General features: G+C 68.5%; 12 protein-coding genes. 6 read left to right on the plus strand and 6 right to left on the minus strand.

All coding sequences use genetic code 11. From position 1 onward, the window contains the following. On the plus strand, positions 1–1,317 hold the full coding sequence (locus ACCD06_RS30980; RefSeq protein ID WP_413345992.1) for an aspartate aminotransferase family protein: 1,317 nt from the start codon (positions 1–3) through the stop codon (positions 1,315–1,317). A 6-nt stretch (positions 1,318–1,323) separates the two neighbouring features. On the opposite strand, the gene ACCD06_RS30985 is transcribed toward ACCD06_RS30980, so the two are convergent. Beyond that, complete coding sequence (locus ACCD06_RS30985) at positions 1,324–2,307, minus strand: MBL fold metallo-hydrolase (protein ID WP_413345994.1); 984 nt, start codon at positions 2,305–2,307, stop codon at positions 1,324–1,326. A 156-nt stretch (positions 2,308–2,463) separates the two neighbouring features. Between ACCD06_RS30985 and ACCD06_RS30990 the strand changes: the two genes are divergently transcribed. Beyond that, positions 2,464–3,390 (plus strand): LysR substrate-binding domain-containing protein, encoded by a 927-nt coding sequence (locus ACCD06_RS30990; RefSeq protein WP_413345996.1) that lies wholly within the window; start codon positions 2,464–2,466, stop codon positions 3,388–3,390. 7 nt (positions 3,391–3,397) lie between these two features. Here ACCD06_RS30990 and ACCD06_RS30995 read toward each other — a convergent pair whose 3' ends face one another. From ACCD06_RS30995 to ACCD06_RS31005, 3 genes are all read right to left on the minus strand, one after another. Next, entirely contained in the window at positions 3,398–5,734 is a 2,337-nt protein-coding gene (locus ACCD06_RS30995) for an Orn/Lys/Arg decarboxylase N-terminal domain-containing protein (protein ID WP_413345998.1), read from the minus strand. Positions 5,735–5,866: 132 nt separating this feature from the next. Then, positions 5,867–7,582: a methyl-accepting chemotaxis protein gene (locus ACCD06_RS31000; RefSeq protein WP_413346000.1), complete on the minus strand. Its 1,716-nt coding sequence runs from the start codon at positions 7,580–7,582 to the stop codon at positions 5,867–5,869. Positions 7,583–7,920: 338 nt separating this feature from the next. Next, positions 7,921–8,547, minus strand: coding sequence for an SH3 domain-containing protein (locus ACCD06_RS31005; RefSeq protein WP_413346002.1), 627 nt, complete (start codon positions 8,545–8,547; stop codon positions 7,921–7,923). Between the two features lie 235 nt (positions 8,548–8,782). Here ACCD06_RS31005 and ACCD06_RS31010 point away from each other — a divergent pair, with 235 nt between their 5' ends. Further along, on the plus strand, positions 8,783–9,781 hold the full coding sequence (locus tag ACCD06_RS31010) for a PDR/VanB family oxidoreductase (protein WP_413346004.1): 999 nt from the start codon (positions 8,783–8,785) through the stop codon (positions 9,779–9,781). 50 nt (positions 9,782–9,831) lie between these two features. Beyond that, the gene (locus tag ACCD06_RS31015) at positions 9,832–10,257 is read left to right on the plus strand and encodes a PAS domain-containing protein (RefSeq protein ID WP_413346006.1); all 426 of its coding nucleotides are present in this window, start codon (positions 9,832–9,834) and stop codon (positions 10,255–10,257) included. Between the two features lie 16 nt (positions 10,258–10,273). Here the strand turns inward: ACCD06_RS31015 and ACCD06_RS31020 are convergent, their stop codons facing one another. Then, complete coding sequence (locus ACCD06_RS31020; RefSeq protein WP_413346008.1) at positions 10,274–11,794, minus strand: AMP-binding protein; 1,521 nt, start codon at positions 11,792–11,794, stop codon at positions 10,274–10,276. Positions 11,795–11,912: 118 nt separating this feature from the next. After that, positions 11,913–12,797 (minus strand): aldo/keto reductase family oxidoreductase, encoded by an 885-nt coding sequence (locus tag ACCD06_RS31025; protein WP_413346010.1) that lies wholly within the window; start codon positions 12,795–12,797, stop codon positions 11,913–11,915. Between the two features lie 93 nt (positions 12,798–12,890). Between ACCD06_RS31025 and ACCD06_RS31030 the strand changes: the two genes are divergently transcribed. Further along, the gene (locus ACCD06_RS31030) at positions 12,891–13,799 is read left to right on the plus strand and encodes a LysR substrate-binding domain-containing protein (RefSeq protein ID WP_413346012.1); all 909 of its coding nucleotides are present in this window, start codon (positions 12,891–12,893) and stop codon (positions 13,797–13,799) included. 84 nt (positions 13,800–13,883) lie between these two features. Further along, on the plus strand, positions 13,884–14,657 hold the full coding sequence (locus ACCD06_RS31035) for a M48 family metallopeptidase (RefSeq protein WP_109156288.1): 774 nt from the start codon (positions 13,884–13,886) through the stop codon (positions 14,655–14,657). Positions 14,658–14,671: the final 14 nt, after the last annotated feature.

A 14,671-nucleotide genomic window follows, 5' to 3' on the forward strand; every position in this document is an offset into this window, starting at 1 on the left:
ATGACCATGATCAACGCCTATGCGCCCGACTCCGCCGGTTCCCTGCCGGAACGCGAGCGCGCCCTGATCGCCCGCCGCGAAAAGCTGCTCGGCCCGGCCTACCGGCTGTTCTACGCCGACCCCATCCATGTGGTGCGGGGAGAGGGTTCGTATCTGTTCGACGCCGACGGCAACCGCTATCTCGACGCCTACAACAACGTCGCCTCGGTCGGGCACTGCCGGCCGGAGGTGGTGGAGGCGATGGCGAAGCAGGCGGCGGTGCTGAACACCCACACGCGCTATCTGACCGACGGCATCCTCGACTTCGCCGAAGCCTTCCTGGCGGAGTTCCCGGCGCCGCTGTCGCACCTGATGCTGACCTGCACCGGCAGCGAGGCCAATGATCTGGCCCTGCGCGTTGCCCGCCATCACACCGGCGGCACCGGTGTCGTCATCGCGCACAACGCCTATCACGGCGTCACCTCGGCGCTGGCGGAGATGTCGCCGTCGCTGGGCGGCGCGGTGAAGCTGGGCGACCATGTCCGCGTCGTGCCGGCCCCGGACAGCTACCGCATTCCGGAGGCCGAGATCGGCGCCGCCTTCGCCCGCTCGGTCGAGGAGGCAATCGCCGATCTGCGCGAGAAGGGCATCGCCCCGGCGGCGCTGCTGGTCGACACCATCTTCTCCAGCAGCGGCGTCTTCACCGATCCGGCCGGCTTCCTCGCCCCGGCGGTGGAGGCGATGCGCAAGGCCGGCGGCATCTTCATCGCCGACGAGGTCCAGCCCGGCTTCGGCCGGCTCGGCACCCACATGTGGGGCTTCGCGCGCCACGGGCTGGTGCCCGACATCGTGACGGTCGGCAAGCCGATGGGCAACGGCCATCCGGTGGCGGGGGCGGTGTTCCGGCCGGAGGTGATCGAGGCGTTCGGCCGCAGCCAGCGCTATTTCAACACCTTCGGCGGCAACCCGGTGTCCTGTGCCGTGGCGCTCGCCGTGCTGCGCGTCATCAAGACGGAGCGGCTGCAGGAGAACGCCCTGACCGTCGGCACGCAGATGATCGAGGGCCTGCGCGCGCTGGCCGCCAAGCATGAGCTGATCGGCGACGTGCGCGGCAGCGGCCTGTTCATCGGCGTCGAGATGGTGCGCGACCGCAAGCTGAAGACCCCGGCACCGGAGGAAACCGCCCGCGTGGTGAACGACATGCGGCGGCGCCGGGTGCTCATCAGCGCGACCGGGCAGGAGGGGCACATCCTGAAGATCCGGCCGCCGCTGGTGTTCTCGGCCGACGACGCCCGGCTGTTCCTCGCCACGCTGGACGAGGTGCTGGCGGCGCTTTGAGCGACCCTACTCGCGGTTGCGGTATTCCACCGGCACCCAGCGATAGGCGTCGCCGTCGCGCCGCAGACGGCCGAGGCCGGGGAAGCTGAGATGGGCGGCGGCGGTCAATTGGCCGCTGTCCGCCTCCTGGGCGAAGCGCTTCAGGCGCTGGGCGCGTGCGGCGTCCTGGTCGATGTCGAAGGACACGGTGGCCTCCGGGCGCGGGAACTGCACCGGGCCGACATGGATGATGTCGCCCCAGAACTCGATGCTCTCGCCGCGGCTGGTCACCCGGTAGAAGGCATGGCCGGGGGTGTGGCCGGGGGTGGGGACCGCCGTGACGCCCGGCAGGATTTCGGACTGGCCGGTGAAGGGCTTGACCTTGCCGGCCTTGACGTAGAGGCCGACGGTGGCGACGGCCTCGTCATAGTGGCGGGGCTGCAAACCCTTGGCCGTATTGTCGCGGTTCAGGAAAAAATCCAGATCAGCCTGACCGACATGGACCGTGGCGTTCGGAAACACCATCCGCCCATCCAGCGCCAGCCCGCCGGAGTGATCGGTGTGGATGTGGGTGAGGAGGATGTCGGTCACCTGATCCGGTCGGTAGCCGGCCGCGGCCAGACTGACCGGAAGCTTGCCGCCATAGGGTCCGAACAGCTGGCCCGCCCCGGTGTCGACCAGCAGCAGGCGCGGCCCGGCCTCGATCAGGAAGGCGTTGATGGAGGTTTCCAGCGGATCGCGCTCGAACCGTTCGGCCAGCAGCGCGTCGATGCGCTCCGGCGGCAGCCCCTGGACCAGCGGCTTGATGCCGAGCGGCAGGGTGCCGTCGCTGAGCGCGGTGATGCGGAGATCGCCGACGGTGAAGCGGTAGACGCCGGCCGCGGAGGGTTGGGCGGCCGATTGGGTGACCGCCTGGGTGGCGTTTTGACCGCCGGCCTTTTCGGCGGCATGGCCGGCCGGGATGGCGGCGAACAGCAGGCCGGCGGCCAGCAAGAGCATCTTCGATTTCATCGTGCCTGTCCTTGGTGCGATGCGGGTGTCTGGTACTGCGGCGGCGTTCGTTCCGGCCGCCGTTCTGACCCATCACCTAGCATCAGGCGGACGGCTTGATTACCCGCCGGCTTTGGGCAACATTGTGCCGAAATCCTATCCAATCGGCGGGCGCGGATGCAGGACCTGGGCGACACCATCGCCTTCGTGAAGGTGGTGGAGGAAGGCAGCTTCACGAAGGCGGCCCAGCGGCTGCGGCTGCCCAAGACAACGCTGAGCCGCAAGGTGCGCGACCTCGAACGGCGGCTCGGCATCCAGCTTCTGCACCGGACCACGCGCCGCATCGGGCTGACCGAGGCGGGGACCGTCTATTTCGAGCGCTGCCGGCGCATCTCCGAGGAACTGGAACAGGCCGAGAGCGCCGTCGCCCAGCTTCGTGACGCGCCGCGCGGCTGGCTGCGGGTCACCACCCCGCCGTCCTTCGGGATGAAGGTCATCGCACCGCTTCTCCCCGCCTTCCGGACCCGGTATCCCGATGTCCGGATCGATCTGGTGCTCAGCCACCTGAATTTGGATCTGGTGGCGCGCGACATCGATCTGGCGATCCGGATGGGGGCGCTGCAGGACTCTGCCATGGCGGCCCGCAAGCTGGGCGTCCTGCCCCGCCACGTCTACGCCGCCTCGTCCTATTGTGCTGCCCATGGCACGCCGACCCATCCCGACGAACTGGCCCGGCATCTGACGCTGGCGAACATGAACGCCCGGCGCTCCGCCGGCTATGGCTGGCGCCTGTTCCGGACCGAAGGGGGCCGCAACGCCGAGGAGGTCGATGTGCCCATCGATCCGGTGATGGCGGCTGACGATCCGGAAATGCTGGTCCCGACGCTGCTGGCCGGTGGCGGACTGGTGCTCGCCACCGACTTCGCCATGCGGCCCTACCGGTCGGCCGGGCAGGTGGTGCGGGTGCTGGACGGCTGGAAGGGATCGGATGTCGACCTGCACGCGGTCTTTCCCGGCGGGCGGATCCAGCCGCCGAAGGTGCGGTCCTTCCTGGATTTCCTGGTCGACCGCATCGACCTGGAGGACGGCAGCGTTCAGGGATAGGCCACCGTCACTCCCTCACCACATAGGTGAAGTAGCGGATCACGCCCTTCGCGTCGGTCTCGCGGTACAGGCCCTGGATTTCGTTGTCGAAGCCGGGGAAGCGGTTGGCGCTTTCCTGGAAGACCTTCAGATAGTCGATCATCGGCTTCGCCCGCTCGTCCAGCCGTTCGCCGGGGACGATGGTGGCGATGCCCGGCGGATAGACGACCCACAGGGTGGTGGCGATGCGGCCGGCGATCTCGTCGATCGGCAGGTAATCGACGGTGTTGCGCACCAGATGGCGCGTCGCCTCGCGCGGCGGCATCGCCATGGTCGGCAGATGCTCCGGCCGGAAGATGGCGCGCTGCAGGGCACTGGTGTTCTTCTCCCGATAGAAGGCGTGCATCTCGGCGCAGAGGTCGCGCAGGCGACGGCCGAGATAATGGCCGCGCCGCTTGGCGACGAATTCGGGGATGACCTCCTCCAGCGGGGCGTTGTCGTCGTGCAGCCGCTTGAAGGCGACCAGACCGCTCAGCAGGGTGCCGGCCTTGCTCGATTCCACGCCCGGCGTCAGCAGGAACAGCAGCGAGTTCAGGTCGTTCTTTTCCGGAACGATGCGGTTCTCGCGCAGATACTGCGCCACCACCGGGGCCGGGATGCCATGGTCGCCATAGGCGCCGCTGTGACGGTCGAAGCCGGGCGTCAGCAGCGTCAGCTTGTTGGGGTCGGTCATGGCATAGCCCGGCCCGACATGCTGGAAGCCGTGCCAGTCGGCGCCGGGGGCGAATTCCCAATGGCGCACGTCGGTCGCCAGCTCGTCGGTCGGCACCTCCTCCCACGCGGTCGGGACGCCGTTGCGGGTGACGCGGTCGGGCACGAAGGGGTCGAAGAACCAGCGCTTCGCCGGGTCACTCTCGCGCTCCTCGAACTCGCGGCGGATGGCGCGGATCTTCTTGCGCAGCTCGATACCCAGCCGGATCGTGTCGTCCCACAACACCTCGCCCGACCGCCCCTTCATCATCTGCGCGCCGACATCCAGCGAGGCGAACAGCGGGTAGAAGGGCGAGGTCGAGGCGTGCAGCAGGAAGGTCTCGTTGAAGCGGCGATGCTCCACCCGGCGGCGCTGGCCCTTGATGTGGTTGTCCTTCACATGGATCTGCGAAGCCTGGGAGAAGCTGGCCAGCTGCTTGTGGGTGGACTGGGTGGCGATGATGCCGGGATGGCCGTCGTTCAGCCCCTCCAGCCCCATGGCGAAATGGCCCTTGAACAGCGGGTGGAATTTCAGGAACCCCGCCCAGGCCTCGTCGAACAGGATGTAGTCACAGAGCTTGCCGATCCGCTCCAGCATCATCTGGGCGTTGTAGATGGTGCCGTCGTAGCTGCATTGCTGGATCACCGCGGCGCGGAAGGGGCGTTCGCGCTTCCAGGCGTCGGGGTCCTTGACCAGCGGGTTGCGGCGGATGCGCTCGCGGATCACCTCCTCGTCCAGAGCCTGCGGATCGATGGGACCGATCAGGCCATGGGCGTTGCGCTCGGTCTCCAGGAAGATCGGGATGCCGCCGCCCAGGAACAGGCCGCCGTGATGGGCCGCCTTGTGGTTGTTGCGGTCGAACAGCACGAGGTCGTCCTCCGCGACCAGCGCCGACAGCACGATCTTGTTGGAGGCCGAGGTGCCGTTCAGCACGAAATAGGTGCGCTCCGCCCCGAAGATGCGGGCGGCCTCCTTCTGCGCCTGGAGCGCCGGCCCCTCATGGACCAGCAGGTCGCCCATCTCCAGCACCGAATTGTCGATGTCGTCGCGGAACACCGCCTCGCCCAGATGTTCGACGAAGATGCGGCCGATCGGGCTGCGGCTGTAGAAGATGCCGCCATTGTGGCCGGGGCAGGTCCAGAGCTGGTTGCCCTCCTCCGCATAATCGACCAGTGCGCCGAAGAAGGGGGTCTTCAGCGTGTCGGCATATTGCTTCAGCCGGCTGACCAGATTCTTGGCGATGAACTCCGGCGTTTCCTCCGCCAGGAAGATGTAGCCGTCGACCTGATTGAGCACGTCGACCGGGATGTTCTCCAGCCGCTGGCGGCGGACCAGCAGGATGATCGGCATCTCCAAGCCGCGCTGGCGGGCGAAGGCGATCAGCGAGGCCTGCTTGCCGTCGGCGCCGCGCTTGCCCCAATCGACGATCATGCAGCCGATGGCGGCATCGGTGCGGATCGCCAGCTCGGCATCCTCGACCCGGCGGGCGCGCACCACCTCGAAGCCCATCCGCTCCACTTCCGACAGGATCTGCTGAAGCCGCATGCCCTCCAGTTCGTCCACCTCGAAGGCGGGGGCACAGACCAGGAAGTTGAAGCGGCGGAAGAAATCCATGCGACGGGTCTCCGGAAGGACTTGGCGGATCGGCCCCGCCGGACGGCTGTTCGGCGTGGGCGGCCTCGCGCCGGCGCGTCACGCTACAGCAGCACCGTGACAGATGTATGACGCCCGGACCGGATGGACCGCTCAGGCAGCCCGGATGGAGGAGAGGAAAGCGGCGACCTGGGCATGCAGCGACGACGCTTCGCCGGACAGGGCGGCGGCTGCGGTCTTGACCTGATCGGCCGCCGCCTCGGTATCGCGGGCCGCCGCCTCCACGCCGCCGATGTGAGTGGACACCTGGCTGGTTCCCTGCGCCGCCTCCTGGGTGTTGCGCGCGATCTCCCGCGTCGCCGCGCTCTGCTGCTCGACGGCGGCGGCAATGGTGGCGGAGATCTGGCTGATGGAGCGGATCGTCGTCCCGACATTGCGGATCGCCGCGACCGTCTCGCCGCTCACCGCCTGGATCTCCTGGATCTGCGCGGTGATCTCCTCGGTGGCGCGCGCGGTGGAGGTGGCGAGGTTCTTCACCTCCTGGGCGACGACGGCGAAGCCCTTGCCCGCCTCTCCCGCCCGCGCCGCTTCGATGGTGGCGTTCAGCGCCAGCAGGTTGGTCTGGCTGGCGATTTCGGTGATCAGATGGGCGACCTCGCCGATCCGGGCGGCGGCGGACGACAGCCCCTCGACGGTCGTGTTGGTTTGCATCACCTGCTGCACGGCCTCGCCGGCGACGCCGTTGGCCTGCTCGATCTGGCGGCTGATCTCGGCGATCGACGCGGTCAGTTCATCGGCGGCGGCGGCGACCGTCTGCACGTTTCCGGACGCCACCTCGGAGGCGTTGGCCACCGCGGCGGTGCGCTCGTGCGTCGACTCCGCGGTGCGGTTCATCAGCTGGGCGGTCTGCTGCATCTGGTCGGCGGCATTGGTCAGCACCGTGAGCTGCCCGGTGATCCCGTTCTCGAAATTGGCGATCAGCCCGTCGACGGCCTGCCGGCGCCGGTCCTTCAGCGCCTCCTCCTCATGCTGCTGCGCCTCCAGACGGCGCATCTCGCGCGCGTTGTCGCGGAAGATGTGGAGCGCGTGCGCCAGCGTGCCGACCTCGTCGCCGCGCCCCTGGTCAAGGGCCTCCAGCTCGACCTCCAGATCGCCGCGCGACAGCCGCTCGGTCGCCGAGGTCAGGCGGGTCAGCGGGCGGGAGACGTGACGCTGGACGATCCAGACCAGCAGACCCAGCGACAGCGCAATGCCGAGCACCGACCCCAGCGATTGCCAGAACAGGGCGGCGTTATAGACCGCATCGCCGCTCCGTTGGGCTGCCTGCATCTCCTCCTTGGCGGCGGCGACCAGCTTGTCCGACTCGCCGTTGATCTTGAAGCGCACGTCGCGCATCTCGCCGAAGATCACCTGGAAGGCCTCGTCCTTCTTGCCTTCGGCCGACAGGGCGATGGCCCGCTGGGCCAGCCGGTCGTAATCGCCCGACAGGTCCTGGATGTCCTTTGCCGGCTTTGCGATGGCCGGCGCGGGGTTGGTCTCCAGGATCCGCTTCGAGTAATCCAGCACGGCGGCCAGACGCTGCTGGTAGCGCCCGCGGATGGTCTTCACATCCTCCGCCTTGGTGGCGAGCACGGCGTTCGATGTGGCGATCGCCGTGACGTTCAACTCGCTGTTCAGCCGCAGCGCCATCTCCAGACGTGCCGCATCGCGCTCGACCAGCTGGACGTTCCGTTCATGCAGGGTGGAGAGCGACGTCAGGCCATACACCGCAATCCCGACGGCGATGGCGGCCAGCAGCAGCGACGGCCCCATGATCTTGGTGACGAGGCGCGTGCGGGTGGGCGGCACGGAGGTTGGCGACACGGACATGGGGGTGCACCTTTTCGAACTCGATCGACCGGACGATTGCCGTGCGGGCTACGCACTCTGATGTCAGTGTCGAGGCCAATTATTGCGGCCCGGTTTACATATGGCGGTATTTCAGGAAATTTGGGTGCGGTGGCGGCGGATGGTCGACCGGACGGCGCTGCGGAAGGCCGGACAACGCCGTTCCTGCGCCAACACGCCGCACATCGGGCAGGAGCCGCGACGGGAGGGCGGCGCGACGTCGCATGGCCGCCCATCCCGAGTGATCGGCACCACGCGCGGATTCGGGCCGATTCGCTCAGCCCGATCCATTCAGCCCGAGTCCAAGGCCCGGCCTCGGCTCAGCGAGACGGGTTCAGCGTCGGCATGGTCAGCTCGGGCCCCTTCGCGGCATCGGCGATGGTGATGGCGGACGGCCCCTGGGGGCCCAGCGTCACCGTCACCGGTCGGCCGTTGTTGTAGTTCTTCCACATCTGGTACAGGGCCAGCGCCGCGTACATCTTGGCGTCGCGGCCGGTGTTGTAGGACCATTCCTGGGTCGGCACGACCCGAAGGGCGCCGTTGCCGGCCTGGTCCACCTTGTCGGCGAAGCGGTAGCCGAGACGCTCGCCGATGGTCGCCACCAGCCCGTCGAAACCGGGCGACAGCCGCTCGAACCCGGCCTGCGCCGGTGCCGCCTCCCCGCCGCCCAGCGTGCTGGCGGTCTGCCGCTTGACGAGGTCGGAGAACAGCCAGCCCTCCTCCCCCGTGCGCAGCACCCGGACGCCCAGCCAGTTGCCCTCCCGCCGCAACTCGACCACCTCGCCGCCGCGCGCGACGGTGGACCGCACCGCCGCATCGTCGGAGGGGCCGGCGCGCAGGTTCACCTTCTCTCCCACCACGGAATGGACATCGCCGGATGCGGCAAGCGCCGGCATTGCCGCCAGTCCGAGTGCCGCAACCAGGACAATGATCGTATTGCGTGACATGACCGCTCCTCCCGCTGTTGTGCCGGTGCGCACCGTTTCGCGAACAACACCCGGCAAGGCGCGGATGATCCATTGGCCGTTCGCCGGGGAGGTCCGCAAGGCGTCGAATTCGCGGCGGCATTCCGGCATTTTCGCTTGACCTGAAGTTGACTTGAGGTTTTATGCTGTTTGTGTTGGATATGGTATACCAAACGCCAGCACCCTTCCCCACCGACGAACTTTTCAGGCAGGTACGATGATGAACACCCTTCAGCCGGAGACACTGCAGCGCCCGCTTTCGAAGACACGGACGCTGCGCGTGCATCGTCTGGAGCGGGTGGCGCCGCAGGTCATGCTGGTGGAACTGCGCGACCCAGACGGGCAGGTCCTGCCGCCGGCGGAGCCGGGCGCGCACATCGACATCCATCTGCCGGACGGGGTGGTGCGGTCCTATTCGCTGTGCGGCAATCCGGCGGACTGGCAGGCCTACAGCATCGCCGTTCTGAACGTGCCCGGCGGGCGGGGATCGCGTTTCGTCCATGGCGAACTGGAGCCGGGCGCCGCCGTCGCCATCGGTTTGCCGCGCAACAATTTCCGCTACGACGAGGCGCCGCGCTATCTGTTCATCGCCGGCGGTATCGGCATCACGCCGTTGCTGCCGATGATCCGCGCGGCGGCCGACCGGGGCGCCGACTGGACCCTGCATTATTGCGTGCGCAGCGCCGCGGCGGCGCCGTTCCTCGGCGAACTCCGCGCCCTGCCCCATGGCCGTGTCGAGGTCCATGCCGCCGACGAGGGGCGGAAGCTGACGGTGGACGCGCTGCTCGCCGCGACGCCCGTCGATGTCCCGATCTACTGCTGCGGTCCGCAACGGCTGATGGAGGCGGTTGCCGCAGCGGCCCGGCCGGCGCAGGATGTCCGCTTCGAATGGTTCACGCCGCGGGTCGAGCCCGTCCGCGAGGATGCGGCCGCCGACAGCTTCAAGGACGACAGCTTCGAGGTGGTCTGCGCCCGGTCGGGCGTGACGGTCACGGTGCCGCCGGGGACCAGCGTGCTGGAGGCGCTTTATGCCGCCGGCGTCACGGTCGACTCGTCCTGCGAACAGGGCATCTGCGGCACCTGCGAGACTACGGTGCTGGAGGGCGAACCCGACCACCGCGACAGCGTGCTGTCCGACGCCGAACGCGCCGCCGGCAAGACGATGATGCTGTGCGTGTCGCGTGCCCGCAGCGCAAGATTGGTGTTGGACCTGTGAGTCCGGGACATTCAACGACGACATTTCAACGATGAAAGGGGGGAGCACGCATGACCGAGGACGACCTGCAACGGCTGGGGCTGGCGCTGCTGAACAGCCCGGCCGAGGCCATCGCCTATTCCGACCGCGAGGGCATCATCCGCTTCTGGAACGCCGGTGCCGAGCGGGTGTTCGGCTTCACCGCCGAACAGGCGTTGGGCCAGTCGCTCGACATCATCATCCCCGAACGGCAGCGCCAGCGCCATTGGGACGGCTATGACGAGGTGATGAAGTCGGGGGTCAGCCGCTATGGCAGCGGCGACCTGCTGTCGGTTCCGGCGACCCGCAAGGACGGCAGCCGCATCTCGGTGGAGTTCACCATCGTGCCGCTGAAGGATGCGGACGGCGCGATGATGGGAATGGCCGCCGTCATGCGCGACGTCTCCGCCCGCTTCGAGGAGCTGAAGGCCCTGCGCCGTCAGGCGGCCGGCCGCTGACCGGCCTTCCCCTGCCCTACGCGCCGCCGGCCAGACGCGCCCGCAACTCGCGCTTCACCACCTTGCCGTAGTTGTTTTTCGGCAGCGCTTCGACGAACAGGTAACGCTTGGGGCGCTTGAAGCGGGCGATGCTGGCGTTGCAATGGGCGTCGAGGCTGTCGGGGGAAATGTCGCGGCCGGCTTCGGCGACGATGAAGGCGACGACGATCTCGCCCCATTCGGGATCGGGCTGGCCGGTGACGCAGACCTCGGCGATGTCCGGGTGTCGCAGCAGCACCTCCTCCACCTCGCGCGGGTAGATGTTGGTGCCGCCGCTGATGATGACGTCCTTCGACCGGTCGCGAAGGGTCAGGTAGCCGCGCCGGTCGAACGACCCCATGTCGCCGGTGTAGAGCCAGCCGTCGCGCAGCGCCTCGGCCGTCGCCTTGGCGTTGTTCCAATAGCCCGCCATCACCACGTCGCCGCGGCAGACGATCTCGCCCACCTCGCCGGGCGGCAGTGGTCGGCCTTCGGCATCCACCACCGCCACCTCGACGCCGCTGCGGGCGAAGCCGACCGATCCCAGCACCGCATCGTCGTCCGCGGCATGGTCGCGGCGGCGCAAGGACGTGATGGTCATCGGCGCCTCGCCCTGGCCGTAGATCTGGACGAAGACCGGGCCGAAGACCGCCAGCGACCGGCGCAGCTCCTCCACATACATCGGCCCGCCGCCATAGACGATGGAGCGCAGGTTGACCGGCCGGCGCCCGCTGCGCTCCGCCTCCAGCCGCAGCCTCTGCACCATGGTCGGGGCCAGGAAGGCGCCGCAGCCGGGGTGGCGGTCACAGAGATCGAGGAACTCCGACGGTTCGAAGGCCGACGAGGCCGGAACCACCTGCCGGGCGCCGCGGGCGACATAGGCCGCCATGTAGAGGCCGGAGCCGTGCGACATCGGCGCCGCGTGCAACAGGCTGCACTCCTCGTCCACCGCCTCGACATCGGCGAGATGGGCGATGGTCATGGCCAGCAGGTTGCGGTGCGACAGCATCGCCCCCTTCGACCGGCCGGTGGTGCCGCTGGTGTAGAACAGCCAGCCCAGCGCCTGCGGATCGGGATCGACCGGCCCGGCCCACTCCTCCCCCGCCGCCAGGGCCGCGTAATCGCTCCCGCCGATGACGATCCGGCGGCAGGAGGCGGCCGGCGATCCGTCGAGCGCCTGTTCCAATCCAGGGGCCAGCTTGGGCGAGACGAAGACGGTGGTCGCGGCGGAATCCTCCAGGATCTGCACCAGCTCGCGCGGATGCAACTTGGCGTTCACCGGCGTCGCCGCCATGCCGGCCGCCCAGATGGCGAAGAACAGCTCGACATATTCCGGCACATTCTCCGTCGCGATGGCGATGCGGTTCCCCGGCTGCCCCGAGGCCCGCAGCCCGGCGGCGATGCGCAGCGCGCGCGAGCGCAACTCCGCGAAGCTGTGGACCGGCTCGGTGCCGCGGAACACCGCCCCATGGTCGGGGAACCGGGTTGCCGCCTGATCGAGAAGGGAGAAGAGATTCACCGGGGCTGTTCCTTTTACGGCTGATCCGCTTGAACAGCCGATTGTAGGATATGGGAACCGGTTCGGGCAGCCCCCCTTATCGACCGGCTCCCATGTGACATCCACGGTGCCGTCGGGGCTATTGGACCAAGCGATCCAACAGCTCCAGGGCATCGGCGGGCAAATCCAGCTCGGCCGCCGCCAAATTCTCGCGCAGGTGACCGACCGAAGAGGTGCCCGGAATCAGCAGCACATTGGGCGCCCGCTTCAGCAACCAGGCGAGCGCCACCTGCATCGGTGTCGCGCCGAGCCGACGGGCGACGTCCGACAACTGGTCCGACTGCAGTGGCGAGAAGCCGCCGAGCGGGAAGAACGGCACATAGGCGATCCCCTCGCCGGCAAGGTCATCGATCAGCGCGTCGTCCGCCCGGTGCACGAGGTTGTAGTGGTTCTGCACGCAGACGATCTCGCAGATGCGGCGGCCTTCCTCGACTTGGACCGCGGTGACGTTGCTGAGGCCGATGTGCCGGACCAGCCCCTGCCGCTGCAGGTCGGCCAGCACGCTCAGTTCCCGCTCGATCGACCCTTCGGCCGGTGCGTGGCCATGGTCGCCCCACAGCCGCAGATTGACGACGTCGAGCACGTCCAGGCTGAGATTGCGCAGATTGTCATGCACGGCCTGCCGCAGCTCGTCGGGCGAGGCCGCCGGCAGCCAGGACGCATCGTCGCCGCGCCGGGCGCCGATCTTGGTCACGATCAGCAGATCGTCCTGATAGGGCGCCAGCGCTTCGCGGATCAGGCGGTTGGTGACATGCGGGCCATAGAAGTCGCTGGTGTCGATGTGGTTCACGCCGGCTTCGACGGCGTGGCGAAGCACGGCGATCGCCGCGTCATGGTCCTTCGGCGGGCCGAACACGCCGGGACCGGCAAGCTGCATGGCGCCATAGCCGAGCCGCCTGACGGTCTTGCCGCCGAGGGTGAAACGGCCGGATTTGTCGAGCTTGGATTTGTCTAGGATGGACATGATGGCCTCCGTTTTGGTCTCGGCAAATCTAGTCGCCATCGCCCTGTTCGATTAGTCTGCACAGTCGGGACAGCCTGTGCGGATCAGCGAACAATGCAGCATGACCTGGGGGACCTGAACGCCTTCGTCGCGGTGGCCCGCGCCCGTGGCTTCCGCGAAGCCGCCCGCGCCAGCAACGCCAGCGCCTCGGCCCTCAGCGAGGCCGTGCGGCGGCTGGAGGCGCAACTGGGCGTGAGGCTGCTCAACCGGACCACGCGCAGCGTGGTGCTGACGGAGGCGGGGGAGCGTCTGCTGGCCCGGCTCGCCCCCGCATTGCGCGAGGTCGATGCCGCGCTCGATGTGGTGAACGGCTTCCGCGACCGGGTGGCGGGAACCCTCCGGCTGAATGTGCCGGTCAGCGTGGCAAGGCTGGTCCTGCCGGGGATCCTGCCGCGCTTCCTCGCCGCCTATCCCGAAATCCGGGTGGAGGTGATGGCGGAGGACAGCTTCGTCGACGTGCTGGCGGCCGGCTGCGACGCCGGCATCCGCTATGACGAGCGGCTGGAGCAGGACATGATCGCGGTTCCCATCGGCCCCCGCCGCCAGCGTTTCGCGACCGCGGCCTCGCCCGCCTATCTCCGCGCGAAGGGACGGCCGGAACATCCGCGCGACCTGATGGTCCATGCCTGCCTGCGCGGGCGCTTTGCCAGCGGCGCCTTTCCGCTGTGGGAGTTCGAGCGCGACGGGGAGGTGATCCGGCTCGATCCGCCCGGTCCGCTGGTGGTGGGTCCGGGAGGTGGCATGGAACTCGCGATCGACGCGGCGGTGTCCGGCGTCGGCGTGGTCCATCTGTTCGAGCAATGGCTGCGCCCGCATCTGGACAGCGGCGCGCTGGAGCCCGTTCTCGAACCCTGGTGGCAAAGCTTTTCCGGCCCCTTCCTCTATTATGCCGGGCGCCGTCTGGTGCCGGCTCCGCTCAGGGCCTTCCTCGATTTCATCAGGGCCGGGGACGGCGACCGCTGATGCGCCCCGTATGGACAGCTTTCTTGGAACCGTCAGGACATGCCAGGGTTAAGCTGGAAAGCAAATGCAGGGAGCGATTCACTCATGCCGAACGAAAGGACCCGTGCGCTGCGTCTCGCGGCGATGTTGGGCGGATGCCTGGCTCTGGCCGGCTGCGGCAGCGGGGCGACGGGGCTCGGCCTCAACCTCGTCTCGCAGGAACAGCTCGCCGATCTGGGCAAACAGGACTGGCAACGCCTGGTCTCCTCCACGCCGGCCACCACCAACCAATCCTACCAGCGCCGGGCGGAGGAGGTGTCGGCGCGCCTGCTGCGTGCCGCCGGCCTCGACGCCTCGAAATGGGAGGTTCGCGTCTTCCAAGGTGAGGAGGCCAATGCCTTCGCCCTCCCCGGCCAGAAGATCGGCGTCTATGAAGGGCTGTTCCGCTACGCCAGGAACGACGCGCAGCTGGCCGCGGTGGTCGGGCACGAGATCGCCCACAATCTGGATGCCCACGCCGCCGAGCGGGTCAGCACCCAGATGGCGTCGGAGGCGGGAGCCGGCATCGTCGGCGCGGCACTGGGCGCCGGCGGCGTTCCCGGCAGCCAGCAGATCGCCGCGGCGCTCGGCACCGGTGCGCAATACGGCCTGATCCTGCCCTACTCGCGCAACCAGGAGCTGGAGGCCGACCGCGACGGGCTGATGCTGATGGCGCGCGCCGGCTACGACCCGCGCGAGGCCGTGGCGCTGTGGGGCAACATGCGGCAGGCCGGATCGCAACCGCCGGTGTTCCTGTCCACCCACCCCGGCATCGACGACCGCATCGGCCAGATGAACCGCCTGATGCCGGAGGCGCTGAAGCTCTACGCGCCGACGTGACGGCCTCCCCGGCC

Source organism: Azospirillum sp. CT11-132 (genome assembly GCF_047302835.1).
GTDB lineage: Bacteria > Pseudomonadota > Alphaproteobacteria > Azospirillales > Azospirillaceae > Azospirillum.

Coding starts and splice junctions, on each gene's coding strand:
- ACCD06_RS31025 (WP_413346010.1), bottom strand. CDS start 12,797: ATGTCCATCCTAGACAAATCCAAGCTCGACAAATCCGGCCGTTTCACC.
- ACCD06_RS31035 (WP_109156288.1), top strand. CDS start 13,884: ATGCCGAACGAAAGGACCCGTGCGCTGCGTCTCGCGGCGATGTTGGGC.
- ACCD06_RS31010 (WP_413346004.1), top strand. CDS start 8,783: ATGATGAACACCCTTCAGCCGGAGACACTGCAGCGCCCGCTTTCGAAG.
- ACCD06_RS31030 (WP_413346012.1), top strand. CDS start 12,891: ATGCAGCATGACCTGGGGGACCTGAACGCCTTCGTCGCGGTGGCCCGC.
- ACCD06_RS30980 (WP_413345992.1), top strand. CDS start 1: ATGACCATGATCAACGCCTATGCGCCCGACTCCGCCGGTTCCCTGCCG.
- ACCD06_RS31005 (WP_413346002.1), bottom strand. CDS start 8,547: ATGTCACGCAATACGATCATTGTCCTGGTTGCGGCACTCGGACTGGCG.
- ACCD06_RS30995 (WP_413345998.1), bottom strand. CDS start 5,734: ATGGATTTCTTCCGCCGCTTCAACTTCCTGGTCTGTGCCCCCGCCTTC.
- ACCD06_RS31015 (WP_413346006.1), top strand. CDS start 9,832: ATGACCGAGGACGACCTGCAACGGCTGGGGCTGGCGCTGCTGAACAGC.
- ACCD06_RS30990 (WP_413345996.1), top strand. CDS start 2,464: ATGCAGGACCTGGGCGACACCATCGCCTTCGTGAAGGTGGTGGAGGAA.
- ACCD06_RS30985 (WP_413345994.1), bottom strand. CDS start 2,307: ATGAAATCGAAGATGCTCTTGCTGGCCGCCGGCCTGCTGTTCGCCGCC.
- ACCD06_RS31000 (WP_413346000.1), bottom strand. CDS start 7,582: ATGTCCGTGTCGCCAACCTCCGTGCCGCCCACCCGCACGCGCCTCGTC.